21 protein-coding genes are annotated in these 22,938 nt (G+C 41.3%); 8 read left to right on the top strand and 13 right to left on the bottom strand.

Going from position 1 to position 22,938, the window contains the following annotated elements; all coding sequences use genetic code 11:
* The 3 genes from L4C33_RS08565 to mrdA all read left to right on the top strand — a co-directional run.
* A partial coding sequence (locus L4C33_RS08565; protein ID WP_428812017.1) for a bifunctional diguanylate cyclase/phosphodiesterase occupies positions 1–1,831 on the top strand: 1,831 nt, incomplete at its 5' end.
* A gap of 84 nt (positions 1,832–1,915) precedes the next feature.
* Positions 1,916–3,571: a P-loop domain-containing protein gene (locus L4C33_RS08560; RefSeq protein ID WP_428812016.1), complete on the top strand. Its 1,656-nt coding sequence runs from the start codon at positions 1,916–1,918 to the stop codon at positions 3,569–3,571.
* Positions 3,572–3,826: 255 nt separating this feature from the next.
* Positions 3,827–5,725 carry a penicillin-binding protein 2 gene (gene mrdA, locus L4C33_RS08555; RefSeq protein WP_428812015.1) on the top strand — a complete coding sequence of 633 codons (1,899 nt, stop codon included), beginning with the start codon at positions 3,827–3,829 and terminating at the stop codon, positions 5,723–5,725.
* 131 nt (positions 5,726–5,856) lie between these two features.
* Here the strand turns inward: mrdA and L4C33_RS08550 are convergent, their stop codons facing one another.
* Together L4C33_RS08550 and L4C33_RS08545 are read right to left on the bottom strand one after the other, a co-directional pair.
* Positions 5,857–6,474, bottom strand: a complete 618-nt coding sequence (locus L4C33_RS08550; RefSeq protein ID WP_428812014.1) for a DNA-J related domain-containing protein — start codon at positions 6,472–6,474, stop codon at positions 5,857–5,859.
* Positions 6,475–6,622: 148 nt separating this feature from the next.
* Positions 6,623–7,462 carry an isopenicillin N synthase family dioxygenase gene (locus L4C33_RS08545; protein ID WP_428812013.1) on the bottom strand — a complete coding sequence of 280 codons (840 nt, stop codon included), beginning with the start codon at positions 7,460–7,462 and terminating at the stop codon, positions 6,623–6,625.
* 210 nt (positions 7,463–7,672) lie between these two features.
* Here L4C33_RS08545 and L4C33_RS08540 point away from each other — a divergent pair, with 210 nt between their 5' ends.
* The gene (locus tag L4C33_RS08540; protein ID WP_428812012.1) at positions 7,673–8,275 is read left to right on the top strand and encodes a DUF2238 domain-containing protein; all 603 of its coding nucleotides are present in this window, start codon (positions 7,673–7,675) and stop codon (positions 8,273–8,275) included.
* Between the two features lie 14 nt (positions 8,276–8,289).
* Here the strand turns inward: L4C33_RS08540 and cutA are convergent, their stop codons facing one another.
* Both cutA and L4C33_RS08530 read right to left on the bottom strand, forming a co-directional pair.
* Positions 8,290–8,616, bottom strand: coding sequence for a divalent-cation tolerance protein CutA (cutA, locus tag L4C33_RS08535; protein WP_428812011.1), 327 nt, complete (start codon positions 8,614–8,616; stop codon positions 8,290–8,292).
* 33 nt (positions 8,617–8,649) lie between these two features.
* Positions 8,650–9,594 carry a LysR family transcriptional regulator gene (locus tag L4C33_RS08530; protein WP_428812010.1) on the bottom strand — a complete coding sequence of 315 codons (945 nt, stop codon included), beginning with the start codon at positions 9,592–9,594 and terminating at the stop codon, positions 8,650–8,652.
* Positions 9,595–9,782: 188 nt separating this feature from the next.
* On the opposite strand from L4C33_RS08530, the gene L4C33_RS08525 reads away from it, so the two are divergent.
* Complete coding sequence (locus L4C33_RS08525; RefSeq protein ID WP_428812009.1) at positions 9,783–11,435, top strand: glycoside hydrolase family 13 protein; 1,653 nt, start codon at positions 9,783–9,785, stop codon at positions 11,433–11,435.
* 64 nt (positions 11,436–11,499) lie between these two features.
* Here the strand turns inward: L4C33_RS08525 and L4C33_RS08520 are convergent, their stop codons facing one another.
* From L4C33_RS08520 to L4C33_RS08500, 5 genes are all read right to left on the bottom strand, one after another.
* The gene (locus L4C33_RS08520) at positions 11,500–11,751 is read right to left on the bottom strand and encodes a hypothetical protein (protein ID WP_428812008.1); all 252 of its coding nucleotides are present in this window, start codon (positions 11,749–11,751) and stop codon (positions 11,500–11,502) included.
* Positions 11,752–11,824: 73 nt separating this feature from the next.
* Complete coding sequence (locus L4C33_RS08515) at positions 11,825–12,703, bottom strand: DMT family transporter (RefSeq protein ID WP_428812018.1); 879 nt, start codon at positions 12,701–12,703, stop codon at positions 11,825–11,827.
* 28 nt (positions 12,704–12,731) lie between these two features.
* Complete coding sequence (locus L4C33_RS08510) at positions 12,732–14,423, bottom strand: SgrR family transcriptional regulator (RefSeq protein ID WP_428812007.1); 1,692 nt, start codon at positions 14,421–14,423, stop codon at positions 12,732–12,734.
* A gap of 112 nt (positions 14,424–14,535) precedes the next feature.
* On the bottom strand, positions 14,536–14,769 hold the full coding sequence (locus L4C33_RS08505; protein ID WP_428812006.1) for a DUF3389 domain-containing protein: 234 nt from the start codon (positions 14,767–14,769) through the stop codon (positions 14,536–14,538).
* Positions 14,770–14,804: 35 nt separating this feature from the next.
* On the bottom strand, positions 14,805–15,233 hold the full coding sequence (locus L4C33_RS08500; RefSeq protein WP_428812005.1) for a hotdog fold thioesterase: 429 nt from the start codon (positions 15,231–15,233) through the stop codon (positions 14,805–14,807).
* Positions 15,234–15,316: 83 nt separating this feature from the next.
* Here L4C33_RS08500 and L4C33_RS08495 point away from each other — a divergent pair, with 83 nt between their 5' ends.
* Complete coding sequence (locus L4C33_RS08495; protein ID WP_428812004.1) at positions 15,317–16,108, top strand: M48 family metallopeptidase; 792 nt, start codon at positions 15,317–15,319, stop codon at positions 16,106–16,108.
* Positions 16,109–16,204: 96 nt separating this feature from the next.
* Here the strand turns inward: L4C33_RS08495 and L4C33_RS08490 are convergent, their stop codons facing one another.
* From L4C33_RS08490 to L4C33_RS08480, 3 genes are all read right to left on the bottom strand, one after another.
* Positions 16,205–17,866: a glycosyltransferase family 39 protein gene (locus L4C33_RS08490; RefSeq protein WP_428812003.1), complete on the bottom strand. Its 1,662-nt coding sequence runs from the start codon at positions 17,864–17,866 to the stop codon at positions 16,205–16,207.
* A 165-nt stretch (positions 17,867–18,031) separates the two neighbouring features.
* Positions 18,032–18,688 (bottom strand): ATP-dependent zinc protease family protein, encoded by a 657-nt coding sequence (locus L4C33_RS08485; RefSeq protein ID WP_428812002.1) that lies wholly within the window; start codon positions 18,686–18,688, stop codon positions 18,032–18,034.
* Between the two features lie 11 nt (positions 18,689–18,699).
* Positions 18,700–19,884 (bottom strand): amino acid aminotransferase, encoded by a 1,185-nt coding sequence (locus L4C33_RS08480; RefSeq protein WP_428812001.1) that lies wholly within the window; start codon positions 19,882–19,884, stop codon positions 18,700–18,702.
* A gap of 246 nt (positions 19,885–20,130) precedes the next feature.
* On the opposite strand from L4C33_RS08480, the gene L4C33_RS08475 reads away from it, so the two are divergent.
* Positions 20,131–20,889, top strand: a complete 759-nt coding sequence (locus tag L4C33_RS08475; protein WP_428812000.1) for a phospholipase A — start codon at positions 20,131–20,133, stop codon at positions 20,887–20,889.
* Positions 20,890–20,946: 57 nt separating this feature from the next.
* Here L4C33_RS08475 and L4C33_RS08470 read toward each other — a convergent pair whose 3' ends face one another.
* A complete protein-coding gene (locus L4C33_RS08470; protein ID WP_428811999.1) occupies positions 20,947–21,786 on the bottom strand; it encodes an AraC family transcriptional regulator in 840 nt (279 codons plus the stop codon).
* Positions 21,787–21,881: 95 nt separating this feature from the next.
* Between L4C33_RS08470 and L4C33_RS08465 the strand changes: the two genes are divergently transcribed.
* Positions 21,882–22,938: MATE family efflux transporter (locus L4C33_RS08465; RefSeq protein WP_428811998.1), on the top strand; the 1,057-nt coding region annotated here is incomplete at its 3' end.

Below are 22,938 nucleotides of genomic sequence, written 5' to 3'. Positions count from 1 at the left end.
GCTTACAAACGTGCCCGCTGCTTTAGTAATGAGAATTCGTAGCGACTCAATTGAAGTGTTTTCTACCAGTAATAGTGATGGTAACCCATACAAGAAAGGAGACTCAGAACATCTTGGTAATGGGTTATATTGTGAAACAGTACTTGAAGAACAACAGCGTTTAGTTGTACCAAACGCACTCTCAGACCCAGATTGGGACAGTAACCCCGACATCAAACTCGGTATGATCTCTTATTGTGGTATCCCACTTTTATGGCCTGATGATACTCCATTCGGCACCATCTGTATTTTGGATTCCAAAGAAAATAACTACACCACTACTTATATCAAGCTATTAGAGAGCTTTAAGGTGTCCATAGAGTCACAATTAACGACGATTTATCAACACGCCAAACTCGTACAGTTAAACAGCGAGTTAAAGAATCGCGTTCATACCCGAACCAAAGACTTAGCGAGTCTGAATTACTCATTAAACCTAGAAATAGACAAGCGTAAAGCCGCAGAACAAAAAATCTCTTACCAAAAAAGTCACGATTTAGGCACTGGTTATTTCAACCGTAATGCTTTTGAAAATCAATTAAGTCAGCTTTTACCCTCTTCTACTTCTAAAAACGATAATCCCCTCGCGGTGATCCATATTGGCTTTACTAATGGGCGCAGAATACAAGCCCGTTATGGTTACCAAGCCTTCGACCGAATATTAATTGATTATCGTGAAAAGCTCGGTTGCTTGGATGATATCGAAGTTGTAACCGCAAGACCTACATCCGTAGACCTCGCGTTTGCCTTTAGTGCTAAAGATCTGCAACATCGCCTTGATGATGTATGTAAACGTTTAGTCGAGATTGGGCACTCAGAATTTGATATAGAAAAAGACAAAGTTCACTTACATGCCTTTATTGGAATCGCAGTCAGCCAGCCAGGTCAAAATGCAGCGTCACTCTTAAAAAATTCTAATGAAGCCATGATTGCATGTAAGGATTCTGGGCAGAAGTATGCATATTACTCACAATCACATACTGACAGCCAAAGCCATATCAATCAGCTAGAAAGTTACTTACTACAAGCCGTTCGTAACGATGACCTAATGCTTTATTTTCAACCAAAGGTTTGCCCTGTTACCCACCGGTGGATTGGCGCAGAAGCATTACTCCGTTGGCGCCACCCTGTACTTGGTGATATATCCAATGAAACACTGATACACATGGCGGAGCAAAATGGCCTGATTTTTGAGGTAGGTAGCTTTGTATTGAGAGCGGCTATCGAAAAAGCCAAAGAATGGTCTAGCTATGTCGATGACTTCAAAATGGCGGTCAACGTTTCTGCCATTCAGCTACAGACGCCTCATTTTACTGAGCAAGTCATGCACCTATTAGAAACGTATCATTTACCATCACACTTTCTTGAATTGGWAGTGACCGAAAGTGGCCTCATTGCCGATGAAGTGGTGGCAAAAAATACATTAGACAGTTTACATGAAATCGGAGTTACCCTGTCACTAGATGACTTTGGTACGGGTTATGCGTCATTCAGTTACTTGAAGAAATTCCCTTTTGACTCGATTAAAGTCGATAAGAGCTTTATAGATCAAATGCAGAATTCAAAAGATGACGTAGAAATCGTTCGTTCCATTATTCAAATAGCTAAAAAGTTAGATCTGAAAGTCGTCATTGAAGGTATTGAATCAGAACAACAAGAGCAATTTATTATTCAGGAAGGCTGTGAAATTGGCCAAGGTTACCTTTATGGTAAACCTATGCCCTGCCAAGAGTTTGAGCATAGTTTAATCAATCAAAACTACTCAGGTACGGCTCAATACTCCTTCAACTAGAAATTAACTTTAGTTTCTCTTTACTCTATAGGTGGCGGTTTCTATAATCGCCGCCTTTCTCTTTTATAATAGGCACACATCGTCATGGATCAGTTGACTGCAAAGCTAAAAAAGCTCGAAAAACAGAACTACCGCGCATATCAACAAATCAAAGGTCAATACGACTTCGGTGACTTCGAACTTCATATCGATCACATTCAAGGCGACCCGTATGCTTCAGCATCTCGTTTTCGTGCAACTCGTGCATGGTCATTAACGGGTTTAGAGTGGCTAAAAGGGAAATCACAAGCTTATCAAGTAGCAGCACGTGACTTTATTGCACGTAGCTTCGCTGAGTTTGCTAAACAAGAATCGACAGTTTCTATCGCTCTTACTGGTCAAACGGTATTAGATAATACAGCCGTAGTCTTCACTGAACATGGTATTGAGCTTCGCTTCCGCATTAACTTGCCAGCAGACGGTCGTAGTATTTTAGCGAAAAAAGCGATCAACATTATCACGTTCTACCTACCTAAGTTTGTTCGTCGTGCGACATTAGAAAGAGAATTGAATTTCGACGCTTTGGTAGAGCATTGCCAAGTTGTTGAAGACCAAGAAGCACTACGTAACCAATTAGAAGAACACAACCTTGCTGCTTTCGTTGCCAATGGCAGCGTACTTCCACGTATCGCAGGTAACTGTGATTTGCCAATGAAAGACGCTGTAGCATTTGAAGCACCAGAGTCATTGACAGTCGCTTTAAAAACTCCAAACCAAGGCGAAATCAAAGGTATGGGAATTCCAAAAGGTATTACCCTAATCGTTGGCGGTGGTTTCCATGGTAAGTCTACGCTGCTTAATGCGGTTGAGCGCTCTATCTATAACCATATTCCAGGAGATGGCCGCGAAGGCATTGTAACAAATCAGCAAGCTATGAAAATCCGTGCAGAAGACGGTCGCTGTGTTCATCACTTAAACCTGTCTAACTACATCAATCACCTTCCGATGGGTAAAGACACTAGCGACTTCACGACTCAAGATGCGTCTGGTTCAACGTCTCAAGCTGCATGGTTACAAGAATCAATCGAAGCTGGCGCACAAACGCTATTGATCGATGAAGATACTTCGGCAACTAACTTCATGATCCGCGATGAGCGTATGCAAGCATTAGTTTCTAAAGGCGACGAACCAATCACTCCACTTGTTGACCGTATCGGCCAACTTCGTGACACTATGGAAATCTCAACCATGGTCGTTATGGGTGGTTCAGGTGACTACCTAGATGTTGCAGATACTGTTATTCAAATGCACGACTACCAAGCGGTAGACGTTACTGAAAAAGCGAAAGAAGTAATTAAACAGCACCCTTCGCAACGCTCAAACGAGTGCGAGACACCATTAGAGGCATTTGTACCACGCTCTGTACACCGAGCTGCACTTATGAATATCTTGACCGACGGTAAGTTCCGAGTGATGGCTAAAGGTAAAGACTCTTTGCGCTTCGGTAAAGAATTCGCAGACCTATCTGCACTAGAGCAATTAGAATCATCGTCAGAAGTTAATGCTATTGGTTGGGCTTGGTTCCAGTTTGCACAAGTACCAGGTTGGTCTGCAAACCCGGCTAAAGAGTTTAACGAAATGCTGAATGACGAGTGGCACTTAAATATGCCAAATTACGGTGACTTGGCTAAACCAAGAACGTTAGACGTTATGGCAGCAATGAACCGTATGCGTAAAACTCAATTTAAACCTTCTAACTAAGGTTACTGAATTTTAGATAAAAGGCCTAACCACGTGTTAGGCCTTTTTTGTTGCTACTAACCTTCCCTTTAAGTTAGTGCGTCAAACACATACCCACTACAATACTTTTCACTAGWTCGCACTTATTTACGTAAGCTTGAACACGCATTTAAACATCGTAATTATTAGAAATCATGACAGTGTTTTTACATTAACTTGATTCTATTCAGATACAGTCCCCCACTAAATGTAACCAAATGTACCAGGTAAGCTTCGATGAATCATAAACGCGTGAAATTGCGTGATCATAAGAGTGAAGTAAAACTTTTCCAAAACCGCGTCATCATCGCTTTTTGTGGTGTTCTATTTCTTTCATTAGTCCTAATGACCAACCTCTATCATCTGCAAGTTGAAGATTTTGATAGCTACCAAACTCGTGCAAATGGAAACAGAATTAAAGTGCTGCCTATCGCCCCCACGCGTGGGCTTATCTATGATCGTAACGGGCAACTTCTTGCGGAGAATAAACTGGTTTACGAACTCACTATGATTCCGGAACAAACCAAAAATCTGGATCTTACACTCGATAAACTAAACAAAATCATTCCACTTAATGACAAGCAGCTAACGACGATTAAAAAGCTATATAGCCATACGCGTCCTTTCAAGGCAGTCACTATTCTCGACAACTTAACTGAACGTCAAGTCGCCAAATTTTCGGTACACCAATATCAATTCCCGAGCTTATCTGTCGAAACTAGCCTCAAGCGATTTTATCCAAATGGCGAAGTACTCACCCATGTTTTAGGGTACGTTGCTCATATCAATGACAAAGACCTACGCCATCTTTCGGAACAAGGTCGAGATGCAAATTACCAAGCCACTAGAGTGATTGGTAAACTGGGTGTCGAAAAATATTATGAAGAGCTATTACACGGTACCAAGGGCTATCAAGAAGTTGAGGTAAACAGTCGGGGCCGAGTTATTAGAACAATCAAATACGAGCCCCCTGTTTCAGGCAAAGATATCGTTCTAAATATCGACCTCGATTTGCAGAAGTACGCTTATGACCAGTTAGATCATAGAACGGGAAGTGCCGTTATTTTAGACCCTCAAGACAATAGCGTACTTGCTATGGCGTCTAGCCCGAGTTACGACCCTAACCTATTTGTTGATGGGATTTCAGGAAATGATTATCGAAAGCTGCTGAATGACCCAGAYCGACCTTTGGTTAATCGAGCGACACTCGGGGTTTATCCACCAGCATCGACCATTAAACCGTTTATGGCGGTGGCTGGGCTGCAAGAACATGTCATTTCTAAGAATACGATTAGAGATGACCATGGTGTATGGCGAATACCTGGTTCTAAATCAAATTCAAAAGCGTGGCGAGACTGGAAGCGCTGGGGACACGGCCCTGTTGACGTGACTAAAGCTATTGAAGAGTCCGTTGATTCATTTTTCTACCAGACTGCTTTTGATCTAGGGATTGACCGAATCTCTACTTGGATGAATCGCTTCGGTTTCGGAGAACCGACTGGCATAGATATTTACGAAGAAAGTAATGCCAATATGCCAACCAGAGACTGGAAGATGGCTCGTTATCGTACACCTTGGTATCAAGGCGACACGGTACCAATTGGTATCGGACAAGGTTACTGGACTGCAACGCCGATGCAATTAGCTAAAGCAACATCCGTATTAGTCAATCATGGGAAAGTAATGCCACCGCATATCTTAAAAGCAACCATGAACCACGGTGAAGACTTTGATCAACAACGCTCTGTAAAGATTAAAACTTTGCCTTCGATTGAAGAAGTTCCAGATCGCGTATGGGATATCCCGATCAACGCAATGAGGTTAGTTAACCATGGAAGTCACGGTAGCGGCAGAAGAGCTTTTAAAACGGCAGACTACATCAGTGGTGGTAAATCCGGTACGGCACAAGTGTTTGGGCTTGATAAGAACCAGGTATATAACTCCAAAAAGCTTGCTCGAAACCTACTGGATCACGGTCTTTACACCGCCTTTGCGCCATACAATGACCCAAAATATGTCGCGACGGTAGTTTTAGAGCACGGTAATGGTGGCTCTAGAGTGGGTGCTCCTTATATAAGAAAAGTGCTCGATTACGCGTTTGAGCACGAAAAGAAGATAAGTAAAAATCCATCCTAATGATTTTTCTTGAGTGAGGCATGATTCATTGAGGTTATAGCCTACTCAAATAATCCATGCTGCATAGAAAAGCCCCATCCACTAAAACAAAGTGCATGGGGCTTTTGATCAATAATTCGTTGTCAGTTATATCAGTGCCTTAATACATTCCAAGCTTCACAAAGAACTCGAAATTTCGCAGTATTACCGTTGTCTCTATCTGGGTGCCATTTTAGCGCTAGCTTACGCCAACGCTTTCGAATATCAGGTTGCGTAGCATCATGAGGCAGTTCGAATAGGCTAAGGGCTTTTGCTCTATCCATATCAACGCCATTCGTACTACCAACAAATTTTCGATAGCGAGTCCAAAATTCATTAAGTAATCTTTTGACTTCCCCTTCTTCAGCTTCATAGTTATGCCAGTGAACATAATAATCACGTAAAGGATCTTCATGATCAACCGCATGAGAAGAAGCATGCTGACTTGGCATGAGTACTATATCCATCGCACAAACCTGCAGCCAATTGTCTGGATAAAGTGTTTCTTGAAGTTGATATAAAGCATTCATGATTAAGAAATTACGCTTAAAAAGATCCTTTTCAGGGAGGCCATCTAGAATCGGTACCAAACCAAGTTCGTTCAAGTGCGCCGATAAAGTATGCACCTTCCAACCACTTGGTTTTTTTCTCAGTACTTCCAATATTGGCCACAATAATGGGTTTTCCATATAAGTTTGGAAAGTTGCGCTGACGTTCTGATTTTCTGACATATAAAGTCGTACCTAAAAGATTCACTCTATTAATTGAAATCCATAGCTAACCGTTTGTCGAGTAGGATTACATTTCGGTCTCTATTTCTTGAAGCGACCAACAAAAAAGGCCAGCAACTGCTGACCTTTTAAAAGAATAAACGCTTATTTAGATTACGCCTAGTTCACGTAAACGTTCCATCAAGTATTCATTTGCCGTGTAGTTCTCAGAAAGCACTACTTCCGGCTTAGGGTGTAAGAATAGAGGTAGCGAAATACGAGACTTCTCTTGGCGTGCACCTGATGGGTTGATTACACGGTGAGTTGTAGATGGGAAGTAACCACCTGATGCTTCTTGAAGCATGTCACCAATATTGATAATCAAGTTACCGAAATCACAAGGTACGTCTAACCAGTCACCGTCCTTCGATTGAACTTGTAGTCCAGGTTCGTTCGCTGCTKGTAGAACAGTTAGTAAGTTAATGTCTTCATGAGCAGCCGCACGAATTGCACCTGGCTCTTCATCGCCCTGCATTGGTGGGTAGTGAAGTACACGAAGTAAAGTTTGCTCACTGCCATTAATCATTTCTGAAAGTGCAATAGAGAACTTATCTTGAACTTCTTTAGGCGCATGAGCCTCGACCCAACCTAAAAGCTCTTCTGCAAATGCATTGGCACGTGTGTAGTAGTCTAGGATCTGTTCTTTTAGCTCAGCAGGAATTTGACCCCATGGGTAAACATGGAAGTATTCTTTGATATCTTTAACTGTATGGCCTTTTGCCACTTCAGACACAGATGGCGGAAAGTAACCATCTTGTGTTTCTACGTTAAAGTGAAAGTCATTCTTCTTTTCAGAGATAAAGAATTGGTACCAATTTTCGTAAATTGACTCTACCAGCTCTTTAGGGACAGGGTGGTTTTTCAAAACACCAAATCCAGTTTCACGTAATGATTTTACGAATTGTTCAGCTGCATCTTCAGCAAGATAATCGACAGTTTCCAGTTTCATGACTTTCTTTCTTTTGTAGTAATTGTGCAGTGATTTTAGAGATGCGATATACGTAAATCAAACTTTAATGAAATGTAAGGAATCGTTAGGTTACTTTGTGGGCTTTACGTTCAATTTCCAACAGAATTAGTAATTATTGACGCCATATAACGACAATTGAACGGTGTTCATTTGTATGCCATGATAAAGAAAAGTAAACAGGAGTTATCAATGGATACGTCACTAAAAAATAAAAAACTGACTTTGTATGCACTAAGTACCATTTATGCTCTGGTATTCCTATTTTCAGCCATTGCCCCTGCTTCTCGCGCCGTATGGTTTGCCGAAATTATCCCAGCAATTTTGATTCTTGTTGGAATTTGGTGGGTATCAGCGAAGCATCTTTTTAGTAAAACAGCTTATGTCCTCATGTTTATTTGGCTAATTCTGCATACCGTGGGTGCAAAGTATACCTTTGCCGAAGTGCCATTTGATTGGTTTAACAATCTGATCGGTTCTGACCGAAATAACTTTGACCGAGTAGCACACTTTTCTATTGGCTTGTATGCCTACCCTCTAGCTGAGTATCTAATCAAAAATAAGCTATGCAAACCTATGTTAGCATCGCTCTTCGCTTTGTTTGCAATCATGAGTATTGCTGCCGGCTATGAGATCATCGAGTGGTGGTATGCCGCTATCGCTGGTGGCGATGAAGGTATCGCATTTTTAGGTTCTCAAGGCGATATATGGGATGCGCAAAAAGACATGCTGTGCGATACCAGCGGTGCGATCGTTTCATTAATGCTCATGCACCTACAAGGGCATATCAAGTAAACTGGTTTCTAGTTTCACTTTGCCGTTACTTGCTCTATCCAACTTAGATATGGGTTGAATCCATCGCTAATTGAAACTTGGACAATTTGTGGAACGTCATATTCATGTTTTTCACAAATTGTCTCTTCAACAGCGTTATATAATACCTTTGTCGTTTTTATCACCAGAAGTAGCTCTTCGTCATTACAGATCTTACCCTCCCAAACATAGTGACTTTCTATAGGAAGCACTTGAATACAGGCAGCGAGCTTTTTGGTTAATAGAGCTTCGATAACTAGGTTGGCTTGTGTCTTTGACCCAACGGTTGTCAAAACAATACCGCTGTTTGTCTCGTTGCTCATTGTTTCATTCCCACTATAAACCTATTTTCAGACCTAAAACTTTGCATTGCGATACGCCTTTTTGATCTCTTGAATACAAGCGTTAACAGACTGGCTACTTAGCTCAGTTGATGCTTCTTCCTTAGTGTAGATCCCCACATTACCTTTGCGAAACCTCTTAACGTATAGAGCAACGATACCTTGGCTCTCCATCCAATTTTGAATTTCAGCCGTATAAGGCATAATCGCATCCGTAGATTTGAGGAAATCGATGGCTGCAGACAAAGAGTCAATGTCGAATGTTGTATTGCTATTCGTTACCGTCTTAGGTGGTATCGATAGTATTGACCGATTGCGAGTATGATCGGACGTTACTCTCAACTCAGGGTAATCACTTGTCAGTTGTTTCACTTCATCATTTACTTCAACCCCCACATTTTTCTCGAAACCTTTTGGAAGAGAGCTAAAAATTGGATGGCCAGCGCGCACGTAAACGGCTTCCCTATCTTGAAGGATCGGGATAAATCGAACTCGATGCTTCTCATCTAAACCGTGGATCTCATGGCCGATAAACAAATCTATGTCACCTTGTATAAGATGAGACATCAAATTTAGGTTATTACCGAATTCAATGTGAAGTGAACTTTGAGGGGCGTGTTGCTGAAACGACAGAATCGCGTTTTTTACAAATAGCTCCCACCATGCTTCACCTGTCCCAATTTTCAGCTTACCTTGTTGACGCAACTTCATTTCAGAAAGCTGACGTACCATTTGATCATGATCTAATTTGAGCTTTTCTACATACTGAAAATAATGCTTACCATATGTACTGAGTTCTACACCTCTAGGGTGGCGAATCAACAATTCAACACCTAACTCCAATTCAAGTTTCTTTATCGAGCTTGTTAACGATGGTTGCGCAATATTAAGAACTTCCGCTGCCGATTTTATTGTCCCTTGCATAGCAACAGTTAAAAAATAGAGTTCTGCTTTTTTCATTCCAATCACTTTACTGAAATCAAGTAGATATAGATTTTGCCATACATAAACAGCGATATGTTAGAAATTTCTCGGGGTGAGTATCGCTTCGATATAGAAAATATCTATACAAGTAACTTGTAACGCTATTTTTCGGTTTGCTTTGTCTTCTATATAGTCGTTGTGTCTGATTAAATAGGTAAAAAGAAATGAAAAAAGAATGGTGGCACAGCGCGGTCGTTTACCAGATTTACCCTCGTAGCTTTTATGATTCCAACAGCGACGGTATTGGCGACCTTAATGGAATAATTAGTAAACTCGACTACTTATCTTTACTGGGTATCAACGTCATTTGGCTTTCTCCTGTTTATCAGTCACCAATGGATGACAATGGCTACGATATTTCAGATTACCAAGCCATTGCTGAAGAGTTCGGCACGATGGAAGATATGAAACGATTACTACGTGAGGCAAAACAGCGTGGTATTAAGGTCATCATGGATTTAGTCGTCAACCATACCTCAGATGAACACCCTTGGTTTAAAGAAGCGCAAAAGTCGAAAGATAACCCGTATCGTAACTACTATATTTGGCGAGATGCACAATATTCTTCCTTAGCCGAACAACAATGCTCCCCACCGGATTCTCAAGGTTCGGTTTTTGGTGGTAGTGCTTGGCAATGGGATAACAATACTGAGCAATACTACTTCCATCTATTCTCAAAACGTCAACCCGATTTAAACTGGGAAAATCCAGCCGTTCAAAAACAGATTCATGACATGATGAATTGGTGGATTGAACTAGGAATTGGTGGTTTTAGGCTTGATGTCATTGACCTTATCGGCAAAGAAATTGATAACGGTGTCACAGGRAACGGAACTCGTTTGCACCCCTTGTTGAAGGAAATGAATCGAGAAACATTCGGCGGTAAAGCGCTGCTAACCGTTGGTGAAACATGGGGTGCGACACCGGAAATTGCTAAGTTATATAGCGCCCCTGAGCGTGAAGAACTGTCGATGGTCTTTCAGTTTGAGCATATAACGCTCACCTGGGAAGATGGCGATAAGTGGCGTCCAACCCCTTTAAACCTAATCAATTTGAAGCGCGTACTTTTTAAATGGCAAATTGAGCTACAAGATAATGGCTGGAACTCCCTTTTTTGGAATAACCACGACTTACCGCGTGTCGTGTCTAAATTTGGTTGTGATGAACGCTATCGAATCGAGTCAGCCAAAATGTTAGCGACAGCTTTACACTTTATGAAAGGCACTCCTTATATCTACCAAGGTGAGGAGATCGGCATGACTAACGTAAGGTTCGAGACTTTAAGTGAATATAAAGACATTGAGACGCTCAACTTTTATCAGGTTAAAACGGAATCTGGCGTAACTCATCAAACAATGATGGATGCGATTCATGAAAACAGCCGAGATAATGCTAGAACACCAATGCAATGGAACAGTTCGAAGCATGCAGGGTTCACCTCAGATTCACCTTGGATTGGAGTTAATCCAAACTATCAACAAATAAACGTCGAACAAGCATTAGAAGATAAGCAGTCTGTCTTCTATCATTACCAAGCTCTAATAGCGCTAAGAAAGCAGCACCCTTGTATTGTTTATGGCCAATTTGAACCACTACTCGAAGATCACCCTTCGATATTGGCTTACCTCCTCCATGATCAAAGTGAACAGATAGTCATATTCTGTAATTTTAGTCATGAAGCCTGTTCTGTTGAATTGCCACCCGAGTTCCAAGACCGAAACGTTGAATGTTTGATAAAGAACTACGATACGTATTCGCGATTAAACGCTACACTGTCACTAAAACCTTATGAGTCAGTCGCACTTAAACTTCTATAAGTCATTCTTTATGCCATATAAGCAAACTGAGGATTCAATTTGTTTGTATGGATATAATATCGTTCTACTTAAATGTGACCTTACCGCCAATCATTTTGAACGCTGGTGTCCCCCTAACTAAGGTATCGCGGGCAAATTCAATTCCACAGGCTGGGCAATGACATGGCTGTTGAGTGTAATCTTCAACAATGCGCTCCTTAAAACACTTTACTAACGCACCCTTACCGCCTTTACGGTATTTGAAAAGTTGTGCCTTACATTTTGCGCAGTAAATGTCGACTGTTTTGGTTGGTTGTTTCTTATTTGGTTTAGCCATATGTTCTTAAATACTAGGTAGGTTGGTAGGATTGCCATGTCTTTGATGGGTTACTTTAAACGATCTTTAGCTTTTAATTGGCGACTTTCGACCTTTTAAAAATGACAGGAGAAAGGATTACACAAGCAATTCCAAATAGAATAATGCCTGATGAGATAGAGAAATGAACAGTCAAAGGTTCAGAAAGCAGTAACACCCCGCCCACTGTCGCAATAACAGGCACAGATAACTGCGCTACGGATGCCACAACGGTAGAGATATTCGTCAGCACTTTATACCACAAGGCATAGCCCATTCCTGAGGCGATGCTTCCTGACATAACCGCATAAATTACACCTTGTGCGTTAGCCGTTATTGAATCAGTAAATATGGGAAAAAAGCTCAATGCTACAGGCGCAGCAACAACAAAATTAACCATTGTTGCAACCAATGGTTGGTCAGTCTTTTTGCCAAGTAATGTGTAAAAACCCCAGCTCACTCCAGCCAATACCATGAGTAAAATGGAGTACATTTCTAATTGAGAGCCAGAAGAGTTAGGAGACAATAAATAAATGAAACCGCCGATAGAGCAAAAAATGCCAAACCATTCCAGGTAAGACATTTTATTGCCAGACTTGAGGTGCATTAAAATCATCGTAAATTGTACGGCGACAAAAAGTACAAGAGCCCCTAGCCCGGCCCCTAACTCAGTATAGGCAAATGAGAAACCAAACATATAAGCAAGTAATACAGTTGTAGCACGCACACTCACTAAGTTTTTTGCGGCTWTAAATGAAAAACCTTTTGGTCTGAATAGGACAACTAAACCTAATAGAGTGATAGCGCCTGATACAATCCGAATAAAAGTGAAGCTGTATGGATCAATCGCCCCTTCCGCTAATGCCCAGCGACATAATACTGAATTTGCGGCAAAGGCAATCAATGCCACCAGCAAGTACATCGATGTTTTAATAGCAGAGTTTTTCATTAGGTAACTTTCATTAATTTGGTAATTCGGGTTTGACCCAGACTTGGCTAAAATCAAACCAACCTAGTGCATTACATTTTGCATTTTGTAACGTACCGCATTGGTCTTTATTAACACCAAGCCAGCAATGGAACATTGGAACAATCTGATTACTGCTCACCAACTCTTTACCGATTTTACGTGCTGGAAACTGTTCAAATTCACCTGATCGCCAACGATCAACTAAGTGGCACCAATGATCAAAGTCATCGTGTGGGCTTAAGTTCTGAATATCACTGTAATCAAGTAACCAACCCGCGAGAGCATCATCTCGATTGTTGGCAATCCCCATCGGTTTTATCCAAACATCTACGTCTTCTGGTTTTGGAGGCTCTAAATCATAGGTTATAAAGTCCACCTCGATACCACTTTCTTTTAGGATAGTCGTAATTGCTTTCGCAACCGTCGGAAACATTGGATGTTGAGGCTGATACGCGATCTTTAGTTTTCTATCTAATTTAGGAGCCGCCATCACTTGGTCGGGCATCACGTCATACCAACCGGGTTTTAAGCCATAAGCATGCAAAACACCCAACTCAATCACTGTAGACTGTGGGATATGAGTGAATAAGTTAGATGCGCTTAACGCACTTGCTAGGTACTCTGCCCATTGAGGATCTTTAGCAATGCCATTTCTACGATTGAGTAATAAATAAGTACACCCGGGATCAAGTTCAACTTCGTCACTAGAACCTCGGTCAGAAATCGTAGGTTTCGTTAAACTAGGGAAAACCATGGAAGAATAAGCTTCGTCGACAACCCAAACCTCAACGCGGTCCATTAATGGACGAAAGCCAAAGTAGCCATCAAATGCTTGTAGAATAAGGCGTTTATCGTCGTTAGTTTCAAGCTTATACGGGCCAGTGCCARCAGGTTTCGTATCATAGTCATCACTACGTAAACTGTTTGGCAGCGTAATTTTAGCGTTCGACTCGGTCAACGCTAAAGGGAAATACTTGTCGGGACGAGTAAGGAAGACATCAACCACCCATGCCGCAGGCGATGACACTTCACGAATATGAGAAAACRTATTCAGTGGTTCTAGTTGATTCAATCCATCAACAACATATTGGGTTAAAAGCGGCTCACCATTATGGAACCTAACCCCAGGCCTTAAGTAGAAACGCCAATGACAATCAGTAATAGATTGCCAAGAATGAGCGAGGTCGGGCTGGAGTTCACCATTATCATCAAGCCTAGTTAGCCCGCTGAACACCTGACAAGCAATATGCTGCTCAGATCGGCGCATAGATTTGAGGGGATCGAGCATTGAAAGAGGACGATAATAAGGCAAGCGAACAACTTGTTCCCCTTCCTGATACTGAACTCCTAGGTAACCTTGTAGTACCTGGGTAAGCTTCGCAGCATCACTATCTAATACAGCAAGCGCCTGGCCGACCTTACCTTCTTCAAGATAACGGCGAGCTAGATTCTCGCTGACATCGTTTCTGTTACGCTTAAAAATTAATGATGATAGTTTTCCGCGCCCCGCTGCTGGATGCCATTCAACCCAGCCTTCTTCTGCTAATTTGTTAAGAACGATYCTGGCATTACGGCGGGTACAACAAAGAACATCGGTAATATCTTCAAGTTGGATACCACTGTCTTTGCCATCAAAATGTTCGAAAAGCTTTTCGAATTGGACTCTCAGTCTAGGGCTGCTCATAAAGAGGAAATCATCATTAACATACGATTATGATAGTTTCCTCATTTTATAAGTATTACGCAAGTTTGATATGGGAGATTTCCAAGTAAATCGGCACGATCACTCAATTAGATTACAAAATAGCGATGCCAATTGCCTGAGCGAGTTCAGTAAGTTGAGCTTCATTATCGAGTTTTATCGACCACTTGCACTCTGCACCGTTTACCGAAATGACGTTAGCACCCTTGCCTATCAATTGAATTGCATCGGTTTGGGCTTGTAACGTCACCCGATGCTCACCATCTAAACGTACGACGATTTCATGAGGTGTTGCGATAATTTTTCCGCTTTTAAAATCAATAACCAAAATGATTCCTACTCTCTAATTTATACAGCTTCTAGCTAACGACGTTTGTGCTTTTTGACCGCTATAGTCAGACGACTTGTGCATACTAAACGCTGACGCTCATCGGTTATGTTGATCTGCCAAACTTGAGTTGAAACGCCTAAGTGTATCGGCTTAGCTTCACCAATCACATGCCCTTCTCGCATTGCCCTGACATGGTTGGCGTTAATGTCTAACCCAACACAGTATGAATCTTCAGGTACACAGTAATTTGCAGCAAGAGAACCTAATGTTTCCGCTAATACCACAGACGCCCCACCATGTAGCATACCTAGCGGTTGGTGAGTGAAGTGACAAACAGGCATAGTTGCAACTAGTGAATCGTCTGTAATTTCGGTATAGACAATTTCAAGGTGCTCTATCAATGTATTTTTGGATGTCGCGTTAAGGGACTCTAAATCTAATGGTTTTTTCCAAATACTCACGTATGAATCCTTAATCGTTGTTTTAATTATCACGCAAGTTGATGTTAACATGAGTAAATATCGTAATATATGAGGGATATCCTATGACTACATGGATCAAAGCAGCGACTCTGCTTGTGGTTGCTGGCTTAACGGCCTGTAGTGCCTCTCCAACTGGACGTAATCAGTTACTGCTTTTTTCAGATCAAGACATGAATCAGCTTGGTGCGACATCATTCGAGCAGATGAAGAAAGAACAGCCAATCAGTAAAGACGCAAAAACCAATGCCTATGTTCAATGTGTCTCTAATAGCATTACCCAATATATCCCAAAGCAAAAGGGATTCAATAATTGGGAAGTGGTTGTCTTTGACAGTGACCAGGTGAATGCATTTGCTCTACCGGGAGGAAAGATTGGTGTATACACAGGTTTACTGAAAGTGGCGGTCAACCAAGATCAATTGGCAACGGTTATCGGGCATGAAATCGCACACGTTTTAGCTGACCACAGTAACGAACGTTTATCACAGTCTCAACTCGCTAATACCGGATTACAGCTCACCAATATTGCTGTTGGCGCTTCACAGTACAGCCAATATCAAGGTGTAACGATGGCAGCTTTAGGGCTAGGTGTTCAATACGGTGTGATTCTACCTTACGGACGAACTCAGGAGTCTGAAGCTGATATTGTTGGTTTAGAATACATGGCTAAAGCTGGCTTCAACCCAAACCAAAGTGTTGATTTATGGCAGAACATGGCGAAAGCATCTGGTGGAAGCGCACCACCTGAATTGCTGTCTACACACCCATCGCACAATACTCGTATTAAAGATTTACAAGCAACGATAAAGACTCTGCCTAACTACGGAACCACTCGGCCGCAATGTAAGGCGTAATGTAGAGACTGCGTAACTTATGTACATAGCTAAGAAGATAGTATTTTTGCCTCCTGCATGGAGGCATTTTTATGAGAGTAACGAGTTGAAGCGAAATCAGCTCCGTGGAGTGACTAAATACGGCAACATATTTGGATTGCTCATCATAAGTTTGTTGACGGCATCGTCGTCAAAATTGAACTTCAAAGCACAACGGCCGGTAGAAGACTCAAGCGTATGTCGCCCCCTTTTCAGCCTAAGGATAGTGTCATGTGCAATGACTTTATCGTCGACTCGACACGATGCTTCTTCGCTGTTGGTCAGCTTATAACGACCAGAGAGCAATAATCGACCTTTCATCAACCCTTGCGTGCTGATCCCTGGTGTCAAAATTTGCGGTGTTAAGTAAGCGTAATGCTCAAACAAATCTTTTCTATCAGACGCGCTTAATTTACTAAGCATTTTGTAATTCAAGATCACCAATATCGGAGCGGTTTTCTTAATTTCCTTCCATACATTGTAAGACTGATTCCCTGAATTACCTTTACTATGGGCGTAGCCAATCCAGTGAACTTGAGACCACTTAACCTTATCAATATTCCCATACGCATAAATTGAACGGGAAGTGCTTACGTTCTCTTTAATGAACTTGTTTAGTGCTAATTGGTGATCAATGGTGTAACGAGTCACTTCTACAATTCCTACGAACGCTTTAATCATTAAGTAAGAGCTAATCAATAATGCCGATACAATCTTGAGCTTATTTGATGAAAAGAAGCTCTTATCTAGAGGGATTTTGATATAGACGCACGATATTATGATCATTAATGAATACAGTGAGACTAGGTTATAAGCGTAATAGTGTGGATTTATAACAACTGACAAGACGATCAGAGTAAAGACAGCCATAAACAGCAGCAGTTGGCTTGTGTGATATTTAGCGTAGTTTTTAGCTACAATATAACAACCAAATATGAAAAATAGCCAGTAGCCGAAGTCTGCCTYTATTGCGTTAAAAATTACGACACTTTTCAACCCGGCATCATCATCGTTGCCAAACGAATGAGAGATAAGCTGGAAACCTGCACTGTACACTTCATCTAGCCCATTAATATTGGCTCGTAGAAAGTAAATGGCTAAAGCTACGAAGCAACCAACTAAAATAGTCAGTAATGAGCGTATCGCCCTGAGCACCGACATGCCACTATGGATACATCCGCCATAAAACAATATGACCATAGGCACAGTTATAATCAAAGACTTAGCTTTAAATAAAAACCCCATCCCATAGAGGAATCCCACAATGAACATGCGTAATACGTTACCCAACGACCTCTCATGAGCAAGCATCAATATAATTTGTAGCCAGATAAATAAAACAAAAATATCTGGTCTAATATCGATGCCTCTTGTGTACATTACCGTTGTCAGTAAGAGAACTGCGATTGAGCAAAGTGCTACATATTTTTGCACCACTATTTTCATTAACAGATAAAGCTGTAATGAGATGAGTATAATAATCAGCGCATTTATTATTCTGAAAACGTAGACAACATTAATGTTCTCTTCAAAGGTTGATATCAGTGGAAACACTAAGCCAAACATCATTGAATAACTGTCATAACTAAAGTTGATCCCTGACCTGCTGCCGATTTCAACAAGCCAGGTCAAATAAATCGCTATAAAGTCGTTATCCAAAATCGCCATGTACTTGATTGCGGCTAAATAAAACACCGCAATAAACCCAAACAAAGAGATATATAAAAGTTTAACTTTCAATAGCTATCGCCTCGCGAGTTAATGGCTACAAGTGTTAAGTATAGACATCGAACTTTGTACTAGAGCAATGATTACTAATGACTCTCAGTATTTGTGACAGAGTAAATGATTTGCTTTAGGCATAAAAAAAGCACCTTTCGGTGCTTTTTATTTTTAAACTTTTATTTACTTACGAATCTTGTCTTGTACGTATTTCTGGCCTACATCGACAACAGCGATGTCACGGAAGAAACTACGACCCAGTAGCAATGGGAACTTTAAATGAGTTCTATCAGCTAAAGTAAACTCTGTCTTTTCTTTTAAGTCACCAATCTGGATCCACGCAGCGATAACCGCACGTTCCTGAGTACCTTCAGCACTTGACTGTTTGATCTTCACCCATCGTTCAACAGGTAAGCTCAACTCTTTACTATTGATGCCATCATGTTCAATTTTAAACTTAACCCAGTCTTTGCCATCCCTTTCAAATGGGACAATATCGACAGCGCTAATTGATGAAGTTGTTGCTCCTGTATCTACACGAGCTTTAAACGTTTCTTTAAGACCAGGAATAAAAACCCACTCTTCTTCACCAAGAATCAACTTTCCGTCTGCCGTTTTCTTAGTTGTTTCTACAACCGGAGGTTTCGGCTTCACCGGCTCTTCAACTTTTGGCTCTTCAGGAGTCACTTCTGGTTCTACTGGTTTTTCTACAACGACTTCCGTTGAGGTATCAGTAGTTTTATCGGTTTTATCTGTCTCTTCAGTAATCGGGCTCGTTGTTGAACAAGCCATTAATCCACCACTCATCAATAATGCAATCAGCGCTTTTCTTTTATTCATAAGTTCACCGTTTATTTGGATACATTGGCAATAGCATTAGCAACATAAGGAATATGAGTTTCAGATAGGCCTGCGATATTAATACGACCATCATCAACACCGTAGATCCCAAATTCTTCACGCAGTTGAACCATTTGAGATTGAGAGAAGCCTAATACTGTAAACATGCCTTTATGGCTTTCAATAAAATCGAATTGTGCAGTATTGTGATTATTTCTCAACTCGTTACATAAGCTTTGTCTTAGATTTAACAAACGCTGCTGCATTTCACTTAATTCTTGCTTCCAGATACTTGTTAGATCTTGATTTTGCAAAATAGTTTTCACTAAAGCCGCACCATGATCAGGCGGCATAGTATAAGTGGAACGAGCTAATGTCAGTAGTTTACCTTTAGCATTCGTTACGTGGTCACTATTTTTACCAATAACAATTGCAGCGCCAGTACGTTCTCTATACAAACCAAAGTTTTTTGAACATGAGGTTGTGATTAGCATTTCTTCAACATTATTTGCCATATGTTGAAGACCTTTTGCGTCTTCTTCTAGCCCATCCCCAAAACCTTGATAAGCGATATCAACGAAAGGAACAAAACCATTTTTCTGTGAAAGTTTAGTGATTTCCTGCCAAGCTGAGAAATCAATATCAGCCCCTGTCGGGTTATGACAACAACCATGCAGCAGTACAACATCTTTCGGCCCAGCTTTTGACAAATCATCAAGCATTCGAGCGATATCAACCTGTTTCGTTTCAGGGCTAAAGTAAGAGTAGTACTTAACTTTAAGACCTGCTGCTTCCATTACAGGTTTGTGATTAACGTAACTAGGATTTGAGATCCAAACCGTAGTATCTGGCTGAGCAAGGCTCATTAAATCACCGAGCATACGAAGTGCGCCACTTGCTCCAGGGGTTTGCACTGCAGCTACTCGGTCCATTGCAGACGTGCCTTTAAGAAGCAAATCAATCATGCCTTGGTTAAATTCTTCGCAGCCAGCTAACCCAACATACGCTTTGGTTTTTTGGCTCTCGACAACGATGTCCTGCGCCATCGAAACCGCTTTCATAATTGGTGTTTCGCCCTGGTTATTACGATAAACACCAACGCCAAGGTCGACTTTATCTGTGCGAGCATCGTTACGATAAGCAACAGAGAGTGAAAGAATAGGATCTAATGTTGGTTTTGATAGATGTGATAGCATGAAAGTCACAACCCTTTGAAATTCAAGTAATGATCTCCACGTTATCATTTTATTTACAATTTAAGAACCCCCAAAACACCGTAAGCTCATATTCCCACCATAACCGTCTTCATAAGTTTACGACTACGTAAATATCTATCACAGATTCACTCGATGGCTCATTAATTGCTTACAACTATTGGAACGGTGTATTATTACTGAATTCGGCCGTCGCTTGCCGTATAAATACCAATATAAAGGTTATTGATGAACTTTAGATATCTTGCTTTATTGCTTTGCTCGTGTGCATTACAGGCAAAAAGCATTTCAACCCTTTCTTCTTATGAAGATAGTTATGCACTGGCTACGTACACTTCAGATATAAATACCGAGGCTTATGCTCCTTTAGGTGCAGAGGAAGAAGACGTAGATTTCTTTGAAATCAAATTTCAGTTTTCAGCGTCCGTCCCGATACTGCCTCTTGCAAGTAACACGGCATTAATGGCCTCTTATACACAAAAGTCCCTGTGGCAGGCTTTAAATTCGGATGCTTCTTCACCATTTAGAGAAACCAACTATAAGCCACAACTGTTTATAGCCAACCAATCTAACATGCTTGTTTTTAACCATTTTGAAGTCGGTTATAAGCACGAATCGAATGGTAGAGCTGGTGCAATATCACGCAGCTGGGATCGTGGCTATATAGCGTTAGAACGCTTTCAAGGCCCGATCGAATATGGCATTCACACCTGGGTTATATTAAGGACAGAACAAGACGATATCGATGACTATTACGCGCCATACGAAATGTGGTTCAAAATGCATTCAGGTTTTGGTGAGTTCAATACACGTGGTTTCTACAATTTCTCATCAAATAAAGGCGGCATTGAAGCTGGGTATAACTTTCCTATGAGTAAAGTCATTGGGTTTTATGTACAGGCTTATCATGGTTATGGTGAAACTATGATTGACTACAACCTATCGCAAACACGTATTGGGGTCGGTGTTAAGCTGATCAACTTGTAAAGATAGTAGAACATGCGTTAGAAAAATTTGGCTTCGTTGATTAGCAGTTTAAGATGATTAAGGAGCCATTTTTTTGAATTGTCTCGGGGTCATGCCTGACCACGCTTTAAAGCGAGTGCTAAAATTAGCCGCGTTCGGATAACCAACAATTTCACCTATATGCTGGATTGACCAATCACTTGACCTAATAAGCCGTGCGGCGTATTCCATTCGCATCCTCATTATATGATTCATAGGCCCACGAGAAAAATACTGCTGACATAATCGATGAAAGTGAGGTTCCGAGCATGGGAACAGACCCGCAAGTTCCTGAACCGTCCATTCCTTATGTAATTGCTTTTGCACGTTCTCAAATACCCTTCTTAATCGAACAGAATTTCGTGATTGTTCTTGTGGAATCGGAGCATTAATAATTGCTTCAATTTGAGCGACACTGTGAATGGCTATTTCCCCGCCTAAATTGATAGGCAGTGAAATACTTCGAAGTAAGGTATGAATGCATGCAGTGACAACTTCTGCGGCAGGGGAAAGTGTATACGTCACTTCATCAGTCACGACATTTTCCCAATGCTTCTCAGGTGAAAGAAATATCCACGATATTTGCCAAGTTTCCTCTTCAATCCCAAATCCATTTTCAATACCTGCAGGCACAGTAATACAAGACCCTGGCTCCAACACGTAACGACAGTTTCCGCTTTCCAACCATCCTTTACCTCTAACAGTAAATAACAGCATGTGCTTTTGTTGGTGCTTACGATAGACAGAAAAGAACTCTCGACAAGACGCAGTCCCACACTGAACGATGCCACGTTCTTCCAAGCCTAAGACATGACTTTGCTCTATGAACTCTTGATGTGTTTTATCGGAAATTTCATAATGTTCTAACTTTTCATTCATGTTGATAGTTTGACAAAAGTTTGTGATTAAACGAGAGAATACACAATCAATAAATCGCTATAAACTCCTTTCATATCGGATACAGGAGAAATGCGATGCTTACGACATATAAAAATTTAGACCAGGATTTTTGGAAAAAACTGATTCAAATTGGCCTGCCTGTCTCTTTACAAACCATGCTGTTCTCATTGCTAGGTGTTATCGACATTTTTATGGTCAACCAACTTGGGGACTCAGCAACAGCAGCAGTTGGTGTTGGTAACCGTATATTTTTCTTCAATTTGATCATGATTTCTGGAATTAGTGGTGCTGTCAGCGTGCTAGCTTCACAATATTTTGGTGCAGGTGACTTCAATGGAATTAGGCGTACGCTAGCGCAATCATGGGCATTGTCGATTATTGCCATCATTCCTTTTGTATTCATTTATACATTGGCCCCTGAATCAGTTGTGTCTGTGGTGGCCTCAGACCCTGATTACATCCGATTGGCAACGGATTACCTTTGGATAACAGGGGTCAGCCTTATTGGTACTGTGGTGGTTGTACCATTAGAAAGTGCACTACGTTCCGTGGGAGAAGCAAAACTGCCGACAAAAATTAGTATTTGGGCGATAGTCATTAACGCGACTCTAAATGCACTACTGATCTTCGGACTGTTTGGTTTCCCAGAACTAGGCGTGGTTGGCGCGGCGATCGGTACAACCATATCAAGGTTCGTGCAAACTATTGCCCTACTAGTAATCGCAAAGAAACATTATGCTCATCTATTCCCTACGCTTAATAATTGGCGTGACGCGGTATTACCAGTCTACAGAAAGAGATACCTTACGGTCGCTATACCAATGCTGCTCCATGACACTGCATGGGCGGGCGGTATTTTAATTTACAACGTAATTGTCGGACAAATGGGTGTTGGTGAGTTAGCAATCATCTCGTTACTCGCACCAGTAGAAAGTATTTTGATTTCAGCCTTCATGGGCTTTGCCGTCGCGGCTTCCATAATTCTAGGCAATGAGATCGGCGCTAAAAATTATCAGCGTGTAGAAAATACCGCCTGGGGTTACGTATTTGTAAGCTGTGCACTAGCAGCCCTGCTCGCGTTGCTGTGTTTTATTGCCAAGCCAGCCATTATTTATATGATTGACTTTACGC

It is taken from the genome of Vibrio makurazakiensis (assembly GCF_050337375.1).
Lineage (GTDB): Bacteria > Pseudomonadota > Gammaproteobacteria > Enterobacterales > Vibrionaceae > Vibrio > Vibrio makurazakiensis.
The sequence above is the reverse complement of the archived record's forward strand: the minus strand, read 5'-3'. Positions and strand labels throughout refer to the sequence as shown.